A 17,763-nucleotide genomic window follows, 5' to 3' on the forward strand; every position below is an offset into this window, starting at 1 on the left:
CGGATTGCTCCGTTTTTCCCATGAGGGTTATTTCATGCATCTGACTGACTGTTTCACGGAACTGGTGGCCTATGTCACCCACTTCCTCCGCACGGCCGCGGTGCGCCAGCCCTCCTACCAGGAGGTCCGCCGCGAAATCGACCTCCTCCTGGCCTCGGGGGAGTCGTGCGTCAGGCGGGAGGGGTTCTCCCGCGACGACTTCGAGCTGGCCCGCTTCGCCGTCTGCGCCTGGATCGACGAGGCGGTCCTCTCGTCGGCCTGGAGCGAGAAGAGCCTCTGGCTCCGGGAGCAGCTCCAGCGCCTCCACTACAACACCACCGAGGCGGGTGAGGAGTTCTTCACCAGGCTGAACGCCCTGGGGCTCCACCAGCGTGAGGTGCGGGAGGTCTACTACCTCTGTCTCGCCCTCGGCTTCACCGGCAGGTTCTGCAAGCCGGGGGACGAGTATCAGCTGGAGCAGGTGAAGACCGCCCAGCTGAAGCTCCTCGTGGGGAGCTCCGTGGGGCTTCCGTCCCTGGAGCGGACCGAGCTCTTCCCGGAGGCCTATCCGGCGGGAGCGCCCGCCATGGCTCCGGCCCGGCGCCGGGTCGGTTTCTCCCCCCTTGCCGCCGTCTGCCTCGCCGGTCCGGCGGTGTTCTTTGTCATTCTCTTCTTCGTCTACCGCTTCACCCTTTCGGGGGTGGGGGAGAATTTTTTAAGGACGGTGCCGTACTGAGATGAAAACGAAGCTCGTGACCTTTCTCAAGTGGTTTCTCGTGGCGGGAGGGGCGGCAGTGGTCGTCCTTCTCGTTTTTGGTATTGTGCTCGCCCTCGACTGGCCCTGGTGGGTGGCCCTCTGCATCCTCCTCCTTCTGGCGGGGATCGGGGTCGGCATTGTGCTGCTGCGGGCCATGTGGCTGCGCAAGCGGGAGCAGAATTTCGTCCAGGAGGTGATCGCCCGGGACAAGGGGCTCCTGAAGGCCCTTTCCGGCAAGGAGCGGGAGCACCTTACCCAGCTCCAGGAGCAGTGGAAGGATGCCATCGGCACCCTGAAGAATTCCCATCTCAAGAAGCAGGGAAACCCCCTTTACGTCCTCCCCTGGTACCTGGTGATCGGCGAGAGCGGCTCCGGGAAGACCACCTCCCTCAACAGCGCCCGCCTGTCATCCCCTTTCATCGACGTCTGCCGGGCCTCCGGCGTTTCCGGCACCCGCAACTGCGACTGGTGGTTCTTCGAGGAATCCATCGTCATCGACACGGCCGGTCGCTACGCGGTTCCCATCGACAGCGAGAAGGACCGGGACGAGTGGCAGAAGTTCCTGTCGCTCCTCGTCAAGTACCGGAAGAAAGAGCCCCTGAACGGCCTCATCGTCACCGTGGCGGCAGACCGGCTCCTGGCGGCGGGGCGCGAGGAGAACGCGGAGGAGGGGCGCACCATGCGGAGCCGCATCGACGAGTTGATGCGGGCCCTGGGGGTGCGGTTCCCGATCTATGTCCTCGTCACCAAGTGCGATCTGGTTGAGGGGATGAACCGCTTTGCCGGGCTTCTGCCGGAAAAGGCCCTCCGGCAGCCCATGGGGATGGTGAACCAGGAACTGGCCACGGACGTGGTCACCTTCACCGACAAGGCGGTTGCCGCCGTGGTGGAACGGCTCCGGACCCTCCGGCTGCTGCTTCTCCACCAGCCCGAGGCCCGGGAAGCGGATCCGGGGCTCGTCCTCTTTCCCGAGGAGTTCGCGGTCCTGCGGGATGCCCTCGCCGCCTTCATGGAGGGGGCCTTCCGGGAAAACCCCTACCAGGAGACCCCGGTCATGCGGGGGCTCTTCTTCTCCAGCGGCCGCCAGGAGGGGAATCCCCATTCCCGCTTCTCCGAGGCCTTGGGCCTCTCGGGGGAAATGGCGGCGCTCCCCGGCACCAGCAAGGGTCTCTTTCTCCACGACTTTTTCGCCAGGATTCTCCCCGCCGACCGGGCGCTCCTGGCGCCGACCCGCCGTGCCGTGGAGTGGCGGGCCCTCACCGGGAACCTGGGGCTCGTCTCCTGGATGCTCCTGGGCGTGGCCCTCTGTGGTCTCCTTTCCTTTTCCTTCGTGAAGAACATGACCACCATCCGCCAGGTCTCCCATCAGTTCGAGCGGACTCCGCGGCTGGCCGGCAACCCCACCAGCGATCTCCTAGTGCTCGACGCCTTCCGCCAGGGAATCCTGAAGGTGGAGGAGCGGAACCGCTCCTGGTGGATTCCCCGTTTTGGCCTCACGGAGAGCGTCAAGGTGGAGCGGACCCTCAAGGAGAGGTTCTGCCGCCAGTTCCGGGACGGTTTCCTGACCCCCTACGACCGGCAGCTGGCCACCGGTGTCGCGGGCCTTTCCGCTGGCACCCCCGACGAGCTCTTCGCCCAGTACGCCATCCATCTGACCCGGCGGATCAATATCCTCAACGCCGGCATGAACGGTAAAAAGCTGCCGGAACTGAGCGCCATGCCCCAGCCGGCTTCGGTCTCCTTCCTGGCCGGCGAAACCGCCGCCGGTGCTGATGCCCGCAAGCGGTTCGGCACCCTCTACCTCCACTACCTGGCCTGGCGGGCAGATTCCCCCGATCTTGCCAAGGAGACGGCCCAGCTTCAGGGGTGGCTCCGCCAGATCATAGGCCTCAAGGGGGGAAGCCTTTCCTGGCTTGCCCCGTGGATCGACCGGCAGTCGGGGCTTCCGTCGGTGACCATGGCCGAATTCTGGGGAGGGGGCGCGCCGCTCCCGGGAGAGGCAGCGGTTCCCCCCTCCTTTACCCGCAAGGGGAAGGGGGAGATGGACAGCCTCGTGGCCGAGCTGGAGACGGCCCTCGGCGACCCGCGCCTCGTGGCGGCGGGCAAGGGCGGCCTTGGCTCCTGGTACCGGGGGAGTTGCCTGGCGGCGTGGCAACGGCTTGCCGCGGCGTTCCCCACGGGAAAGGAGCGGCTCCGCACTGTCCGCGACTGGCAGCAGACGGCCGCCAGAATGGCCACAGACCAGGGGCCCTATTTCGCCTTCATCAACCGGATGTCCGCCGAGCTCGATACCCTCGTGGGCAAGGAGGGGGTACCTCCCTTTGTGGTCCAGCTCTATGCCTTTCAGGTGGCCCGGGCGGGGGGTGCGGTTCCGGGCGCCGTGGGGAAGGCCGCCGAGAGCGGCAAGCGTCTCATCAACTCCCTCGGCGAGAGGATTCATCCCGATGCCGCCGTGGCCAAGGGGATCGAAACGCCCCTGGCGGCCCCGAAGGCCTGGCAGGAGTACCAGACGGCCCTGGCGGCCATCGCGCCGGCGGCATCGTCGCGGCAGCAGGCCTTCCAATTGGCCACTCAGACCTTCGGCGACGACCCGGCCACCGGCAAGACCCCCTTTATGGCCGCCTGGGGCGCAGCCGGCCGCCTTCGGGCCGGAGTTGCCGGCGCCGGAGCCGACGAAGCCTTCTGGCGGCTCGTGACCGGCCCCCTCGACTACCTCTGGACCTACGTCCGGCATGAGGCCGGCTGCCAGCTCCAGACCCTCTGGGAGGAGCAGGTGATCGCCGCCACCCTCGGGATGCCCCCCCAGCAGGCGGGCCCCCTGCTCCTTGGCCCCGACGGCCTTGCCTGGCGCTTCGTCAAGGGGCCCGCAGCTCCCTTCATCCGGGGGACCGCCGCCGGCTACGCGCCCCGGCAGGCCCTCGGGGTGGCACTCCCCATCGAGGGGGCCCTCTTCGCCTTCCTCTCCAAGGGTGCCCAGATTCAGGCCTCGGCTGGGGGGCGCCAGCCCAACTACACCGTGGCCGTCAAGGGGCTTCCCACCGACGCCAACGCCGATGCCCGGATCAGGCCCCACGCCACCCGGCTGGAGCTCCAGTGCGCTGGCACCCCCCAGACCCTCGTGAACCAGAACTTCCCCGTAGGGAAGACCTTCTACTGGTCCCCCGAAACCTGCGGCGACGTCATCTTTCAGATCGAGGTGGGTGACCAGGTTCTCACCAAACGTTACGGCGGTCCCCAGGCCTTCCCCGACTTCCTCCGGGAGTTTGCCGGCGGTTCGCGCACTTTCCCGGCCCGGGAGTTCCCCGGCGAGAAGGAGGCCCTTGAGCGGATGGGGATCAAGCATATCCGCGTCAACTACCAGATCATGGGGGGAGGGCAGGTGGTCAAACAGGGGAGCGCCATGGCCGGCGCCACGGCCCCCCGGGTCATCGCCCGGTGCTGGTAACGGCAGCCCCCCAATCTCACGGATGAGAAGGAGTGCGACTGATGCTCGGCACTGACATGACAACCGGCTGGAACTGGTCAGCCTTCGGCAAGCACCCGGCGGCGGCCGATTACTTCCGCCTCGGCCATGCTTCCCCCTTCGTGGAGGGCCTCACGAAATGGGTGGAGAGCGGCTACCGGCTCCTGGCGGAGCGAAGCGACGCCCCGCCCGCGTTCTGCTCCTGGCGCTTCTGGGCCCGGGGCTATGGCCGGGACCCACTGGTCCTGGGAGTGGTGCGGGTCTCCAGCGACAGCCTCGGCCGCCCCTATCCCCTCCTTATCATGGGGAGCGGTCCCCTGGAGGGGTGGGAGGGGCAATGGGACCTCCTCCCCTTTGCCGCGGAGAAGAGTTGGTGCCAGATCGAATTCCTGGCCACCCATACCTTCGGCGACCTCAGGAAGTTGGAAGAGGGGCTCCAGGGGCTGCGTCCCCCTGCCGCCGAGTGGGACGAGCTGGCCGAACGCCGCGGGGGGCTGAATCGCCTCGGCTCCCCCCTGGACCCCTACGCCTCGTTCCTGGACATTCCCCGGCTGGAAAAGGTAGCCGCCGAACGGGCCGGGCGGGACGAGTTCTCGGTGCGGCTCGACCGTGGGCCGGTCAACGACAAGATCACCCTGGTGAGCCTCTGGCACCTGCTGGCCAAGGGGGCGGCGAAGGGAGTCCCCAATGCCCTCTTCATGGGGGGAACCCTGGAGCGCTCCTTTCTCGCCTCCTACCGGCGGGCCCTGGCTCCGGGGGATTTTCTCCACCTCTGGTCCGCCTCGGATGCCGCGGGGTGGCCCAACAGCATCGGAACGGAGTACGCCATGGATATAGCAACCCTGGGAAAAGAGCCTGTTCGCCCCGACCAGCCGGTGGGTGACGACGTCCGCTACGATCCCCTCTTCGACACTCTCCAGGCCGAGGTGGACAAACTAACCTCCCCGGCCATCGCCGGCAACATCGACTGGGAGAAGGTGGTGCGGCTATCAGCCGACATCCTGGCCACCCGCTCCAAGGACCTCCTGGTGGCCAGCTACCTGGCCGTGGGGCTCGTCCAGACCCGCGGCGGCGACGGCCTGGCCCTGGGGCTCAAGGTCTGGCGCGATCTCCTGGAGCGGTTCTGGAACGACCTCTACCCCACCCGGATGCGGGGACGTCAGCGGAGCGTGGAGTGGTGGCTGGACCGGACCGAGATCGCCCTGCGCCAGCAGGGGGAGCAGACCCTGCCGGGGGAACAGCACGTCATCGTGCTGGAGACCCTCGGCGCCATCGACCGCTTCCTGCGCGAGCGCCTGGAGAATGCCCCGTCCCTCACCAAATTGCGGGAGCTGGTAGTGGATATGGCGCCGGAAGTGAACGTGGAGGCGGTTGCCGAAGCCGCGGCCCCACCGCCGGTTCAGGCCGAGGCGCCGGCCGATCTCTTTACCCCCCCGAGCCAGGTCGCTGTCCGCCCCGTGGAGGTCCCCCGGCAGACAAGCATCCCAGGCTCACCCCTTCAGGCCCTCGAAGCGGGGTTGCGGCAAGTGGGGGAGGCTGCCGGAGCCCTGCTCCAGCAGGACCCCTCAAGTCCGGTACCTTACCGTCTTTCACGGCTCGCCGCCTGGGGTCAAGTTACGGAGCTTCCGCCGGCTGTGAACGGCCGCACCCGCATCCCCCCTCCCGAGCGCCAGGTGTTGACTCTCCTCCAGGAGCTGGCCAGCCACGGCGACGGCGAAGCGCTCCTCAAGGCCGCCGAAGCGCGGCTTCCCCAGTTCATCTTCTGGCTTGACCTGAACCGATTTACCGCCGAAGCCCTTTCCCGCCTTGGCGACCGTTTCTCCTCTGCCCGCGAGGCGGTCTGCGCCGAGACGGCGGCCCTTGCGGGGCGGCTTCCGGGCCTTGAGGGGCTCTCCTTTGCCGACGGCACTCCCTTCGCCGATGGGGAGACCCGCCAGTGGCTCGCGGGGGTCATGCAGCGGGAGTCATCCGCCGCCCAATGCCCCGCCGAAGCCGATACCGAAGGCCGGGCCGAGGCCATCGCCCAAGAGGTTGATGAGGCCCAGGCCCTCATCCGGAGCGGCAAGCTCCTGGAGGCGGTGGAGCGGTTCCAGGGGCACCTGGGCAACGGTGCCTCCCGCAAGGAAAAACTCCACTGGCGCCTCGCCCTGGCCCAGCTCCTCGTGAACACCAACCGGGCGAAGTTGGCGCTCCCCCACCTGGAGCAGGTCGTGGCCGACATTGGGGCCTTCGGCCTCGAAGAGTACGACCCGGCCCTGGCCCTGCGGGGGCTGAAGCTCGCCTGGATCGGCTTCGATTCCCAGGCCGAACCCCGCTTCAAGGAGAAGGCCGCCGAGGCCCTCCACCGCATCGCCCGCCTCGACCCGGTGGAGATGGTGCGGCTGGCCAAGGGGTAAGAACATCGTGGAGGATAACAAGTGAAATGTATCTGGCTGGTAGGGTTAACTATCATTCTTTTGCCATTTCTTGCCGGGCCTTGCGATGCTTTCCGTAAAGCTGAGGGGAGTATTCCGATATGCAAAGGTCCCGGTTGTGAGACTGTTGCGGTCGAGACCCCCTGGCCGGAAGCGCCATCGTCGGATGAAAGCATTACGGTTCTGTTCGGGGGGGGCTCATTTCGGGTGCCATCCGATGTGGCTTCTGTGGGGATAGGAGACAACCTGAGCGTCTTCAGGTTCAAGAGCGGGGAGCCTTTGCTGCTCAGCAGAGAAACATTCAGTGCCCTCAAACTTCCCAAACGCGGACTGTCGGTAATTGAGGCAGCCAACGTTCTCTTTACCAAAACGCCTAAAGATCCAGAGCCTTCCGGAAAGGATGATCGCAAGAGCTGGCGACTAATGCTGTCGATGAAACGGGGATTCTTCTCCACAAATCCACGGCTGGCTGTGTACCGCAAGGGTCCGGTCACGATCTACCAGATAACGGAAGGTCCAGGCCCTTACCGAAATGTGGCGTTAGTTGCTAATGCGCATTCCCGAAATTTCCTTATGCGTCTGGAGAGCAATTGTGAAGACAAGAAGTTCATCGAAGTCTTGTCCACTATTTCCGCAAAGGAGAAATGACGTTCATGGCATTGGCCGATACAGAAAAACATGATCTGAGGGTTATTGTGGAAGGCTTCTGGGGAAAGCATGAGACTGCCAGTTGGGAAATGAACGAAGAGCTTGTTGCCGTACTACCAAAGATGATTTCGGAAGTTAAAAGCTGTTCGCAAGCCATGGACTTCGTTCCTCGTCCGGGCGTTTACCTCAACCCCAAAGATGTTCAGCGTGAATTACGCAAGATGGCACGGAGAGTCAAAGAGAAGGGGACTTCCTACTGGGTGTGCATGCTCATGGGTGCAACCAACTGGAAGACTGAAGCTGCCAGGGTTGCTCAAGGTCTTTGATGGATTTTCATAACCCTTACGCTGATTGCGTCCTCCACGGAGGGAGAAACAGTCACCGTTACGATCGTACGAAAGGAGAAGGACATGTCGAAAGAAGCATCCGTAGCACCGAAGGAACGGGTCAATATCGTCTACCGTCCGGCCTCGGACGGCGCTGCCGAAGAGGTTGAGCTGCCGCTGAAAATGCTCGTTATGGGGGACTTTACCGGCACCCCCGACGAACGCCCCGTCGAGAAGCGGGACCCCGTCGCCATCGACAAGGAGACCTTCAACGACGTCATGAAGGCCCAGGGGATCTCCCTGAACATCGCCGTCCCCAACCGGCTCGCCGGCGAGGCCGGGGACGAGCTGCCGGTGAACCTGAAGGTTGAGTCACTCAAGGACTTCGGCCCCGAGGCGGTGGTGGAGCAGGTCCCCGAGATGAAGCGGCTCCTGGAGCTGCGGGAGGCCCTGCGGGCCCTCAAGGGGCCGCTTTCCAACGTTCCCGACTTCCGGAGGAAGATCCAGGAACTGATCACCGACGACGCGGCCCGGGCCAAGCTTCTGGCTGAAATCGGCATCGAGGAAGGGTAAGGAGGAGCAACCATGAGCGTAGAACAGCAAAACACCGCAGCAGTCGAGAGCCGGATAGAAGGATCGCTTCTGGAGGAGATTGTCCAGGCCACGAAGCTCCAGCCCGCCGACGAGGCCTACTCCATCACCAAGAAGGGGGTCGAGGCCCTTATCACCCAACTTCTGGAGCCGGGGACCGAGACCCCGAAGGTCTCCAAGGCGGTCCTCGACGACATGATCGCCGAGATCGACAAGAAGCTTTCCCGGCAGATGGACGAGATCCTCCACAATACCCAGTTCCAGAAGCTGGAATCCTCCTGGCGTTCCCTCCACTTCCTGGTGGACCGGACCGACTTCCGGGAGAACAACCGGATCGAGATCATGAACGCCACCAAGGATGAGCTCCTGGACGACTTCGAGGATGCTCCCGAGGTGGCCAAGTCGGGGCTCTACAAGACCGTCTATTCCGCCGAGTACGGCCAGTTCGGCGGCAAACCCTACGGCGCCATTATCGGCAACTACGACTTCGGCCCCGGCCCCCAGGACATCAAGCTTCTCCAGAGCCTGGCCGCCGTGTCCGGCATGGCCCACGCCCCCTTCATCGCCGCCGCTTCCCCCCAGTTCTTCGGCTGCGACGACTACACGGCGCTGCCGAACCTCAAAGACATCAAGTCGATCCTCGAAGGCCCCCAGTACGCCAAGTGGCAGTCGTTCCGGGAGAGCGAGGACGCCCGCTACGTGGGGCTGGCCCTGCCCCGGTTCCTCCTGCGGCTCCCCTACGGCGAGGCCACCAAGCCGGTGAAGAGCTTCAACTACGAGGAGAGCGTCTCCGCCGGCCACGACCGCTACTGCTGGGGGAACGCCGCCTTCTCCTTTGCCACGCGGCTTACCGAGAGCTTCGCCAACTTCCGCTGGTGCGCCAACATCATCGGCCCCCAGGGAGGCGGCGCGGTGCATGATCTACCCCTCCACCAGTACGAGGCCATGGGGGCCATCCAGACCAAGATTCCCACGGAAGTGCTCGTCAGCGAGCGGCGCGAATTCGAACTGGCCGAGGAAGGGTTCATCGCCCTCACCATGAGAAAGGGGAGCGACAACGCCGCCTTCTTCTCCGCCAACTCCGTGCAGAAGCCGAAATACTTCGGCACCAGCAAGGAGGGGAAAGAGGCCGAGCTCAACTACAAGCTGGGGCTCCAGCTCCCCTACATGTTCATCGTGAGCCGCCTCGCCCACTACCTGAAAGTCATCCAGCGGGAGCACATCGGCACCTGGAAGGAGCGGGGCGACCTGGAAAACGAGCTGAACCTCTGGATCCGCCAGTATGTCTCCGAGATGGACAACCCCATGCCCGGCGTGCGGAGCAGAAGGCCCCTGCGCCAGGCCCAGGTCACCGTAGAGGAAGTCCCCGGCGAGCCCGGCTGGTACCGGGTCGGCCTTAAGGTTACCCCCCACTTCAAGTACATGGGGGCTTATTTTACCCTCTCTTTGGTTGGAAAGCTGGATAAAGAATAAGCTCGTACAGTCGTGAGCGATGAATTCACGGTTTATGTGTTTGCAATACGGCCCATCCCTGGCCGCGTATCCCACACCACAAGGAGGAAGTAATCAATGGCAATGCCCGCACACCTCACCCTCACCGGTGAAAAACAGGGGAAGATTGACGGTTCCTGTGAACTGCAGGGACGTGAAAAAACCATCCTCGTCTACTCCATGAATCACGACATCCACATGCCGAAGGATCCCCACTCGGGGCTTCCCACCGGCAAGCGGGTTCACGGCCCCCTGAGCATCGTAAAGGAGTTCGACGCCAGCTCCCCCAAGATGTACCAGGCCCTCTGCACTGGTGAGCACCTAAAGGACGTCACCCTCAAGTTCTACCGCATCACCAAGCAGGGGACCGAGGAGCACTACTACACCATCAAGCTCGAAGACGCCATCGTGGTCAGCATGAAGCCCTACATGCCGGTAACACTCCTGGAGGAGAACAATCCCTACCGCCACATGGAAGAAGTGGCCTTCACCTACCGCAAGATCAAGTGGACCTGGGAGCCCAACGGCATCGAAGCCGAGGATTCCTGGAGCGTGCCCAAGTAGTTAGTTGTCCGATGTTCCTCCCTCCCCGCTGGCGGGGAGGGAGGGATTCCACAGCTCCTTAATCATATGAGTCTCTTGTTGCTCTTGTCTGAATTGAGCGAATCCTACTTTAGACTGATAATCCTTGAAAGGAAGGAACATGCCAGTCGCACAGTACGCGATCGGACCACCAACTCGGCCGAAAAACATTCGACACGATAACGGATTTCTTGATTCTTTCGCTCGGCGGAAGCCGACGGCAAAGGATTATGAGGAGTATGCCCGCTGGATTTCCCGGCTGGAGGGTGTTGAGGCGATTCAGGGTGTCCCGTTCGTGCCCCACAACAACCTTCCCGACGCCCTCGCCGCGTACCGACATTTCTTGCGAGGGAATGGAAAAGATCATCTGTTTTCGTATGAGCGTTTCGTCTCGAGTGATCCGAGCGGTGCGGTGATCCTTTCAAGTGCTGTTCTGGATGCACGGCAGGGAGCCGAACTTCTCTATGGCGAGTACTTTAAGGGACAAAGTCCTGTGCTTTTTCAGATGAGCGGCAGTGCAATCCCTGTCGGAAGCATCCGCTATCCGTCATTTCCTTATCCCAAGACAGAAAACTGGCAAAAAGCCATAGGAGCCCACGTCATCTGGCTAAGTGCGGATGTGGATGTGGAAATCGCAAATGGCGTGCATTCCTTCGTCATGCAGATGACCCTCCATGCCGAAGACCGCTACAATTTCAATCCCGGCGCCGCAGACATAGCGAGCGGAATCCCGGACTCGGCGAATGGAATCTTTGAGGTCACCGGCCTGGCACACCAGTATATGAATACCTCGACGATCAACCGCAGGGTTGAGTGGGTCGGGCTCGGTTCCCCCCAAGGTATCAGTCCAAAACGTCGAAGCACGGACTTCACGAGAGAGAAAGCCTGCGGACAATCGGCGCATTCGTAACAGACTGTGACACCGTAGAGGAAACTGCATGAGTGTTAGAGGATTTGTACATTGTTGTGTGGCCTTGGCGGTGTTGATCGCCGGGCTTGCCTGCGTCAGCTGCACTGAGGGCCAAGTGCCCAGGAGGAGTGCTGCCATGAGGACTGATGTTGCCGGGCTATCGAAATTGATAGCTCTTCCGTTCCCGCCGAAAGCCGCTTGGTGGAGGATTGTCGAGAGAGAAGGCTCCGGGGCGATGGGACCAGCGGACTGGGAACTCATGGCAGTCGTGCAGTTTTCATCTCAGGATGTCGAGGCGATAATCAGCAAGTCCGAGAATCAGCGTTCGGACCCTCCGGAGAATATGGCCGCCGGGTCCCCGGCGATGAGTGAAATTCTGCGCGATCATGGACCCGTCGGAGAGCGACTCTATGGCGCGGACCCCTTTGTAAAATCGCCGCTTCTGGAAGGCTTCTTTGCTCGGGTAAAGGGGGCGAACAAGTTGCTCATTTACCTGTCGACCTGCTGATTCAATCAGGTTTGCATCCATTGCTCATGAAGCCTTAACAGGCCGTTGAAAAACTCCTTCATTTCCAGGGCAATCCCCTTCAAGGAGATCATTTTAGGCCGATAGTTGCATTGATCTCGCCCTATTCGTTCTTTGAAACTTTGCTTTTTACCTTGATTTGGCCTTTTCGGGCGGGCTTTGCCACCAAGAGTCGCATTATTCCCCTGATTATGCCGTTTTCGTCCCGAGATTGCGCAGCCGGACCAGATTGTATGCCGCAATGGCCATGGTGAAGTACCAGTCGACTTTCGCTATTCCCCGATGCCGGGTCTTGCGGAGATTGCCGACAGTCTTGAGCCAGCCGAAGGCCTCTTCGATCCGCTTGCGAATCCTCAGGCTGGTTTTGTAGCCTTCGTGGCGGGTAGTCCTGCCATCGATGGCTGAGCGGCGGTTAGCGGTGTTCTGAGCAATGTGAGGGGTTACCTTGAGTGCTCGCAGATCTTTGACGCACTCTTTGGTGTCGTAGCCCTTGTCGCCGCCCATGGTGATCCGCTTGTTACCGGCGACGTCTGCGATCATCTCGACTGCGGTATCCCGCTCAGCGGTACCGGTTGCGTGGGTGATTCTGGCATCGACGATGATCCCGTTGCGGTTCTCCATGAGAGCGTGCCCGTGGTAACTGAGCTTCGCCTCTTTGCCCGAGCTTCTCCTGGCAATCCGCGCATCCGGATCGGTGGTGGAGGCATGGGTGTCGTTTTTGAGCTTTTCGCCGTGGAAATCACGCTCCGTGTTACGACCCACTGGAGGCTTTGGTCCATCCTTGGGCCGAAAGCTCTTGATAGAAGCCCACGCCTCGATGAGGGTGCCGTCAACGCTGAAGTGCTCGTCGGACAACAGCTTTGCCCTTCGGGCCTGCTCAACTACTTTTGCCAAGAGCAGCCGTGCCACGTCGGTATCGATCAACCGCTCCAGGTTGGTGGAAAACGAGGAGTGGTCCCAGACCTTCTCGTCCAGGGCCAATCCCACAAACCAGCGGAACAGGATGCTGTAGCTGATCTGCTCCACCAGCAGACGGTTACTCCTGATGGTGTACAGCGCCTGAAGCAGAAGTGCTTTAAGCAACTGCTCAGGAGGAATCGAGGGCCGGCCGGTGTGGGAGTACATGGCCTCGAATTGCGGGCTGAGCTCTGCAAGGGCCTTATCCACCATCGCCCTGATCGACCGCAAGGGGTGGTCCTTCGGGACGTACGACTCAGGGGAGAGATAACAGAACAGAGCTTCGGTTTTTGTCTCGGCGCCGCGCATAACTTTTCTCCTGTAAATTCAGATTGTTACGCGTAAAAATATAGCACAGTTCGCTAACTTATTGAATCAAAAAGGTTTAGTTTTTCAACAACCTGTTAAAGGGTCAGACCTACACATTTGACAATTACATAAGACTGTCAAATGTGTAAGTCTGTGACCCCAATATTACCTTTCGTCGAGAAAATAGAAAGAATTAGCGTTAAAAGTCGGAGTAGTTAGGGGCATTGCCAGGCATGAGACAAGAAATAAGACAAGGTCAGAACCCTTTGGTTTAAATAAATCGATCAATTCAATGCTTGGAGACGGGTAGGGTGGTCCAAGAGTTTAACCTGTATGAGTAATAGCCGGAATACGCGATACTCTGGGGGTCACATGAGATTTATAGGCAATCTAATAACGGTTATCAGTGTTTTATTTTTGGCAACAACGTCTTTTGGCGCTGACATCAGCGAATCGGACGTGAAAATATTCCTGAACGACTGGCTGGCCGCTCAGAACAAAGGTTCATATCCTGACTATGCCGCTCTCTATTCAGAGAGTTTTGTAGGCATTAAGCGATCAGGGAAAAGTATGCGCAAGTTTGACCATGATTCCTGGCTTAAAGATAGAAAAACGATGTTCAAGAAAAAAATGTTGGTTGCAGCAAATTCCCCGGAAATCACGATTTCCGGAACGACAGCATTGGTAAAGTTTGAGCAGACGTGGGAATCAGGCACTTATAAAGACAAAGGCTATAAAGTGCTTGATTTGTCATTGGAGGACGAAAAGCTAAAAATAGTTCGGGAAGAGATGCTGTTTTCAATAGTAGATACTAAATTTTCAAGTGCGTTCACTAGGTTTAATAAAGATTGTAAGAATAAATTTAGCGACATTGAAGAGGGTCAAGACATGCCAATTATATGTAATGGTCCTTATAAATACAAAATAGAGATTAACTATAGCGCCTGTTGTGAGTATGTCCAGGTTTCAGATAATAAAAATTTTGTTTTGGATTTACCGGCTCAAATTATTTCTACTGTCACAAATAGAGTGTTGGAGTGGAGATTGGCAAACGGGAAACCGTTTGCAGTTATATTGAAATTGGATAAATACAAGGGAGACCTAGCGCTTGATGCAAAAAAAGTCAAAGAAGTATTGTTGATTAAAGGGCTTAAAAAATTCGAAGACATTAATTACGAGGTTGACATAAAGGGGCAATCAAATCCCAACCTAGAAGCTAGGAGTTTAGCAGATCAGAGTTACATGCGATTGTTACAAAAATAGCAGAAGGCTTGGGAGAATAATCATGTATAGAGAAAAATCCAAGTATTCCAAGCTTGAAGGCCCTCTTTCTAATGTCAACTTAAATCTAACCAGCGCAAGAAATCAAATTTTATTTAGTATACTCGGTAAACCAAGAATTGATGGGATGTACGGAGAGAAAGATGGGCCGCTAAACAACCCTCAATTAGAAAAATTAATGGTGAGAGGCGTTGACGTCGGGCCATTCAAGGTCAATGGACTTGGTCTTGCGGTTGAAAGCCTAAAAACTGTAATGGCTGATATTAGTAAACAACACAAAGACATTTATGACAGATTGAGCCAAGAAGGAATGCTTGTTGTACGCTACCAAAGGCCGACGGCAAAAAAACCAATTGGTTGTCCGAATAGGCCTATAAGCAACCACTCATGGGGCACAGCAATAGACCTTAAGATTGATGGTTTGCTTGATGGTCGAGGTGATAATAAAAGTCAGCATGCGTTGAATGTAATAGCTCCGATTTTCAATAAGTACAAATGGTACTGGGGTGGAACATTTCCGACAGAAGACTCCATGCACTTCGAAGTCAGCAAAGAAAAGCTCCTCGAATGGCACAATGCCGGCTTGTTAGGACCGATTTCAAAACGCCTGCCAGAGGCCAAAATCCCCGAGACAACAAGGCCAGCAAGCACAAGCTCTTCTTCACGCCATCGTTCGATGTTTGATTGGTTGCAGAAGGGCGACAGGGGGCCAAAAGTAGTTCAACTGCAGAAAGCCTTAAAGTCCCGTGGCTACAACCTCAAATCCGACGGAGTTTTCGGGAAGAAAACAGAAACAGCTCTTCAGGACTTTCAACGCAAACAAGGGCTCCCCGACAATGGTATTGTCGGCCCCAAAGCAGCTGCCTATCTGTTGTTTTTCTGAAATCATGTCACATATTGACAAATATTCACTTCATTTAGACGTTCAGTGCTTGTTCTGGCGTTTTCATAATCAATCGGAGGCGCTCACTGGTGGACATACTCAACTTATTCAACAATTCTTCAAGTGCGACATTTCTGTTCGAGGTTTCCGGTTCTGCAGCCGATATGTCAGTCGTGAGTTTTACCGCTAACGAGTGGATGTCCTTGCCATACTCGGTAAGCGTTGCCTTTGCCACTCCATACGGAATTGAATCCTTCGACGACATAATCGGTAGCGAAGCCCTGCTGACAATTATCAACAAAGACTTGCTTGCCGGAGGAGAGGATCGCTACTTTCACGGGATTGTCAGACGACTTGAGCGTATTGGCTCAAGTAGCAACAATTATTGCCTCTATGAAGCCGAGATCGTTCCGGCTGTTTTTCAGCTCTCCCTGCGCAAAAACTCCAGAATTTTCCAGAACACTATGACCCAGGACATCGTCAAACAGCTTCTGGAGGAAAGTGGTATCACCTCGGACAGATACCGCTTTGCCCTCCAAAACAAGGAGCGGTTGCGGAAATTTTGCGTTCAATACAGGGAGACGGATCTCGATTTTGTAACTCGACTTCTCGAAGAAGAAGGGATGTTTTACTTTTTCGAGCATTATTCCGATAAGCATGTTCTTGTTATAAGTGACAGCAGTGTTGTCCACGTTCCAATCAACGGTAATCCTTCGATTACCTTCAACTCAAACGGCGGCATGGTTGCTGAGACAGAAAGCATCTATGGCTTTACCTCGTCCCAAAGGATGACATCAGAGGTATTCGTTCATCGGAACTTTAATTTCAAGAATCCTTCAGTTGACATGACCGCGAAAGCATCCGACTCGCAGGAGTCAAAACGGGAAATTTATGAGTATCCCGCTCTCCATGTTACGCAAGAGAGGGGTAGCGCACTTGCCAGAGCCCACAGGGAAGGACTCAAGACAATGCAGAAGCAGGGTCATGGCCAGAGTTCGTCCTGTCGACTGACGCCAGGGTACAACTTTGCTCTCATTGGCCACGATTCAGCGAGCCTGAACATTGAATATCTCATTGTGGACGTTTCTCATTCGGGCACTCAACCCCAGTCGCTCGAGGAGATGTCCCAAGGGCCTTTCTCGTACGGCAACAGTTTTACTGTCATTCCGGCAACAACCCCGTTCCGCCCCACTGCCACTCGACAAAAGCCCATAGTAAAAGGGATTCAGACCGCTATCGTGGTTGGTCCCAAGGGCGAAGAGATCTACGCCGATGAGTATGGTCGGATAAAGGTTCAGTTCCATTGGGACAGGGAAGGCCGCCGTGACGAGAAGAGTTCCTGCTGGCTCCGCATAGGGCAGACTTGGAGTGGAAACGGTTGGGGCATGATTAACATCCCCCGGATTGGAGACGAGGTACTGGTCGACTTTATCGATGGAGATCCGGATCGTCCCATTATCGTCGGCAGCGTCAACAACGCCGAATCTCCCGCACTCTTTTCCCTCCCCGCCAACAAAACCCAAAGCGGCATCCGTACCCGCAGCTATCCCAACGGCGGCCGCGACAACTACCACGAACTTCGCTTCGAAGACAAAAAGGGTAGCGAGGAGATCTACCTTCAGAGTGAGAAGGACTGGAACATCCTGGTTAAGAACGACAAGACCCAGAATGTTGAACACGACGAGGCTCTACATGTGGCAAACAACCGGCTGAAGACCGTCGGAGTTGACCAGATGGTGCAGGTGGGAGCCAACCACACCGAAATCATCGGTGCCAATAAGAGTATTTCCGTCGGCTCAAACAAGACCGAGACGGTGGGGCTCAACTCTGCGGAAACGGTTGGGCTTGCCAAGGAGCTGACCATCGGCGGACTTTATCAGGTCAGCGTCGGTGGGGTCATGAACGAGACCGTCATCGGCGCCAAGGCCGAGGAAGTGGGGGTGACCAAGGCGGTGCTGGTCGGCGCTCACATGACCGAGAAGGTGGCCGGGAACCGCTCGCTCACCGTGGGGCAGAACCTCTCGGCAACGGTCAGCCAGAACACCACCGTGAAGGCCAAGGCGATAGTTCTGGAAGCCGATGACGAGATCATCTTCAAGACGGGCAGCTCTACCATCTCCCTGAAATCCAGCGGCGAGATTGTCGTTACGGGAGCGACCATAACCGAGAAAGCCAGCGGTGAAATCGTTATAAAGGGTGCCAGGACTTCGGTGAATTGAAATGGCGTCCCAGTCCCGCAACCAACCAGACAAAACGGTTACGGATCGTGTCGTCATAACCGGCATTGGAACTGTAACCTCCCTTGGCTGCTCCCAATGGAGCACAGCCCTCGCATTGCGTTTCAGGAAAAGCTCCTGGTGCGAGCACGAAACGGTGCTCGTGGCCGACGATCCGTACGGTGCCGTACTTCGTGGGGCAACTATCAGTCGCATCCCGGAAGAAATCATCTCTCCTGAACTGGACGGCGCCGAGCGAGCCGAGGCTCTATTTCATCCTGCATTGAAAGAGTGCATGGCCGGGCTTTCAATCGCCGAGCAAAAACGACTTGTCTGCCGGATTGATAATTTTACCTGATTAGCGCCAATCTTCCGCTAGTCGAAGTTTCTGTTCTGTAACTTTGTTGGCATTGGCAGTCGCCCTCAGGAG

At 58.4% G+C, this 17,763-nt stretch carries 15 protein-coding genes; 14 read left to right on the forward strand and 1 reads right to left on the reverse strand.

The features are described 5' to 3' along the window. The first annotated feature begins 34 nt into the window (after window positions 1-34). The 10 genes from KJB29_RS16390 to KJB29_RS16435 all read left to right on the forward strand — a co-directional run bounded on the left by KJB29_RS16390 (window position 35) and on the right by KJB29_RS16435 (window position 11,669). Entirely contained in the window at window positions 35-715 is a 681-nt protein-coding gene (locus tag KJB29_RS16390) for a DotU family type IV/VI secretion system protein (protein ID WP_004513590.1), read from the forward strand. A gap of 1 nt (window position 716) precedes the next feature. Then, window positions 717-4,181 carry a type VI secretion protein IcmF/TssM N-terminal domain-containing protein gene (locus KJB29_RS16395; protein ID WP_004513591.1) on the forward strand — a complete coding sequence of 1,155 codons (3,465 nt, stop codon included), beginning with the start codon at window positions 717-719 and terminating at the stop codon, window positions 4,179-4,181. A gap of 41 nt (window positions 4,182-4,222) precedes the next feature. After that, a complete protein-coding gene (gene tssA / locus KJB29_RS16400) occupies window positions 4,223-6,595 on the forward strand; it encodes a type VI secretion system protein TssA (RefSeq protein WP_004513592.1) in 2,373 nt (790 codons plus the stop codon). Between the two features lie 21 nt (window positions 6,596-6,616). Next, window positions 6,617-7,261 carry a hypothetical protein gene (locus KJB29_RS16405; RefSeq protein ID WP_004513593.1) on the forward strand — a complete coding sequence of 215 codons (645 nt, stop codon included), beginning with the start codon at window positions 6,617-6,619 and terminating at the stop codon, window positions 7,259-7,261. A 5-nt stretch (window positions 7,262-7,266) separates the two neighbouring features. Beyond that, a complete protein-coding gene (locus KJB29_RS16410; RefSeq protein ID WP_004513594.1) occupies window positions 7,267-7,587 on the forward strand; it encodes a hypothetical protein in 321 nt (106 codons plus the stop codon). A gap of 84 nt (window positions 7,588-7,671) precedes the next feature. After that, on the forward strand, window positions 7,672-8,160 hold the full coding sequence (gene tssB / locus KJB29_RS16415) for a type VI secretion system contractile sheath small subunit (protein WP_004513595.1): 489 nt from the start codon (window positions 7,672-7,674) through the stop codon (window positions 8,158-8,160). A 12-nt stretch (window positions 8,161-8,172) separates the two neighbouring features. Continuing rightward, window positions 8,173-9,651 (forward strand): type VI secretion system contractile sheath large subunit, encoded by a 1,479-nt coding sequence (gene tssC / locus KJB29_RS16420; RefSeq protein WP_004513596.1) that lies wholly within the window; start codon window positions 8,173-8,175, stop codon window positions 9,649-9,651. 96 nt (window positions 9,652-9,747) lie between these two features. Further along, window positions 9,748-10,233: an Hcp family type VI secretion system effector gene (locus KJB29_RS16425; RefSeq protein ID WP_004513597.1), complete on the forward strand. Its 486-nt coding sequence runs from the start codon at window positions 9,748-9,750 to the stop codon at window positions 10,231-10,233. Window positions 10,234-10,372: 139 nt separating this feature from the next. Next, a complete protein-coding gene (locus tag KJB29_RS16430) occupies window positions 10,373-11,161 on the forward strand; it encodes a hypothetical protein (protein ID WP_004513598.1) in 789 nt (262 codons plus the stop codon). A 136-nt stretch (window positions 11,162-11,297) separates the two neighbouring features. Then, complete coding sequence (locus tag KJB29_RS16435) at window positions 11,298-11,669, forward strand: hypothetical protein (RefSeq protein WP_004513599.1); 372 nt, start codon at window positions 11,298-11,300, stop codon at window positions 11,667-11,669. Window positions 11,670-11,876: 207 nt separating this feature from the next. On the opposite strand, the gene KJB29_RS16440 is transcribed toward KJB29_RS16435, so the two are convergent. Further along, window positions 11,877-12,953 carry an IS5-like element ISGme1 family transposase gene (locus KJB29_RS16440; RefSeq protein ID WP_011365646.1) on the reverse strand — a complete coding sequence of 359 codons (1,077 nt, stop codon included), beginning with the start codon at window positions 12,951-12,953 and terminating at the stop codon, window positions 11,877-11,879. A gap of 372 nt (window positions 12,954-13,325) precedes the next feature. On the opposite strand from KJB29_RS16440, the gene KJB29_RS16445 reads away from it, so the two are divergent. From KJB29_RS16445 to KJB29_RS16460, 4 genes are all read left to right on the forward strand, one after another. Next, window positions 13,326-14,216 carry a nuclear transport factor 2 family protein gene (locus KJB29_RS16445; protein ID WP_004513995.1) on the forward strand — a complete coding sequence of 297 codons (891 nt, stop codon included), beginning with the start codon at window positions 13,326-13,328 and terminating at the stop codon, window positions 14,214-14,216. Window positions 14,217-14,238: 22 nt separating this feature from the next. Beyond that, a complete protein-coding gene (locus tag KJB29_RS16450) occupies window positions 14,239-15,117 on the forward strand; it encodes a peptidoglycan-binding protein (protein ID WP_004513996.1) in 879 nt (292 codons plus the stop codon). A gap of 89 nt (window positions 15,118-15,206) precedes the next feature. After that, on the forward strand, window positions 15,207-17,336 hold the full coding sequence (locus tag KJB29_RS16455) for a type VI secretion system Vgr family protein (RefSeq protein WP_004513997.1): 2,130 nt from the start codon (window positions 15,207-15,209) through the stop codon (window positions 17,334-17,336). 1 nt (window position 17,337) lies between these two features. Then, window positions 17,338-17,691, forward strand: coding sequence for a hypothetical protein (locus KJB29_RS16460; RefSeq protein WP_246561770.1), 354 nt, complete (start codon window positions 17,338-17,340; stop codon window positions 17,689-17,691). The last annotated feature ends 72 nt before the right edge of the window (window positions 17,692-17,763 follow it).

The sequence above is a fragment of the Geobacter grbiciae genome (assembly GCF_018531165.1).
Classification (GTDB): domain Bacteria; phylum Desulfobacterota; class Desulfuromonadia; order Geobacterales; family Geobacteraceae; genus Geobacter; species Geobacter metallireducens.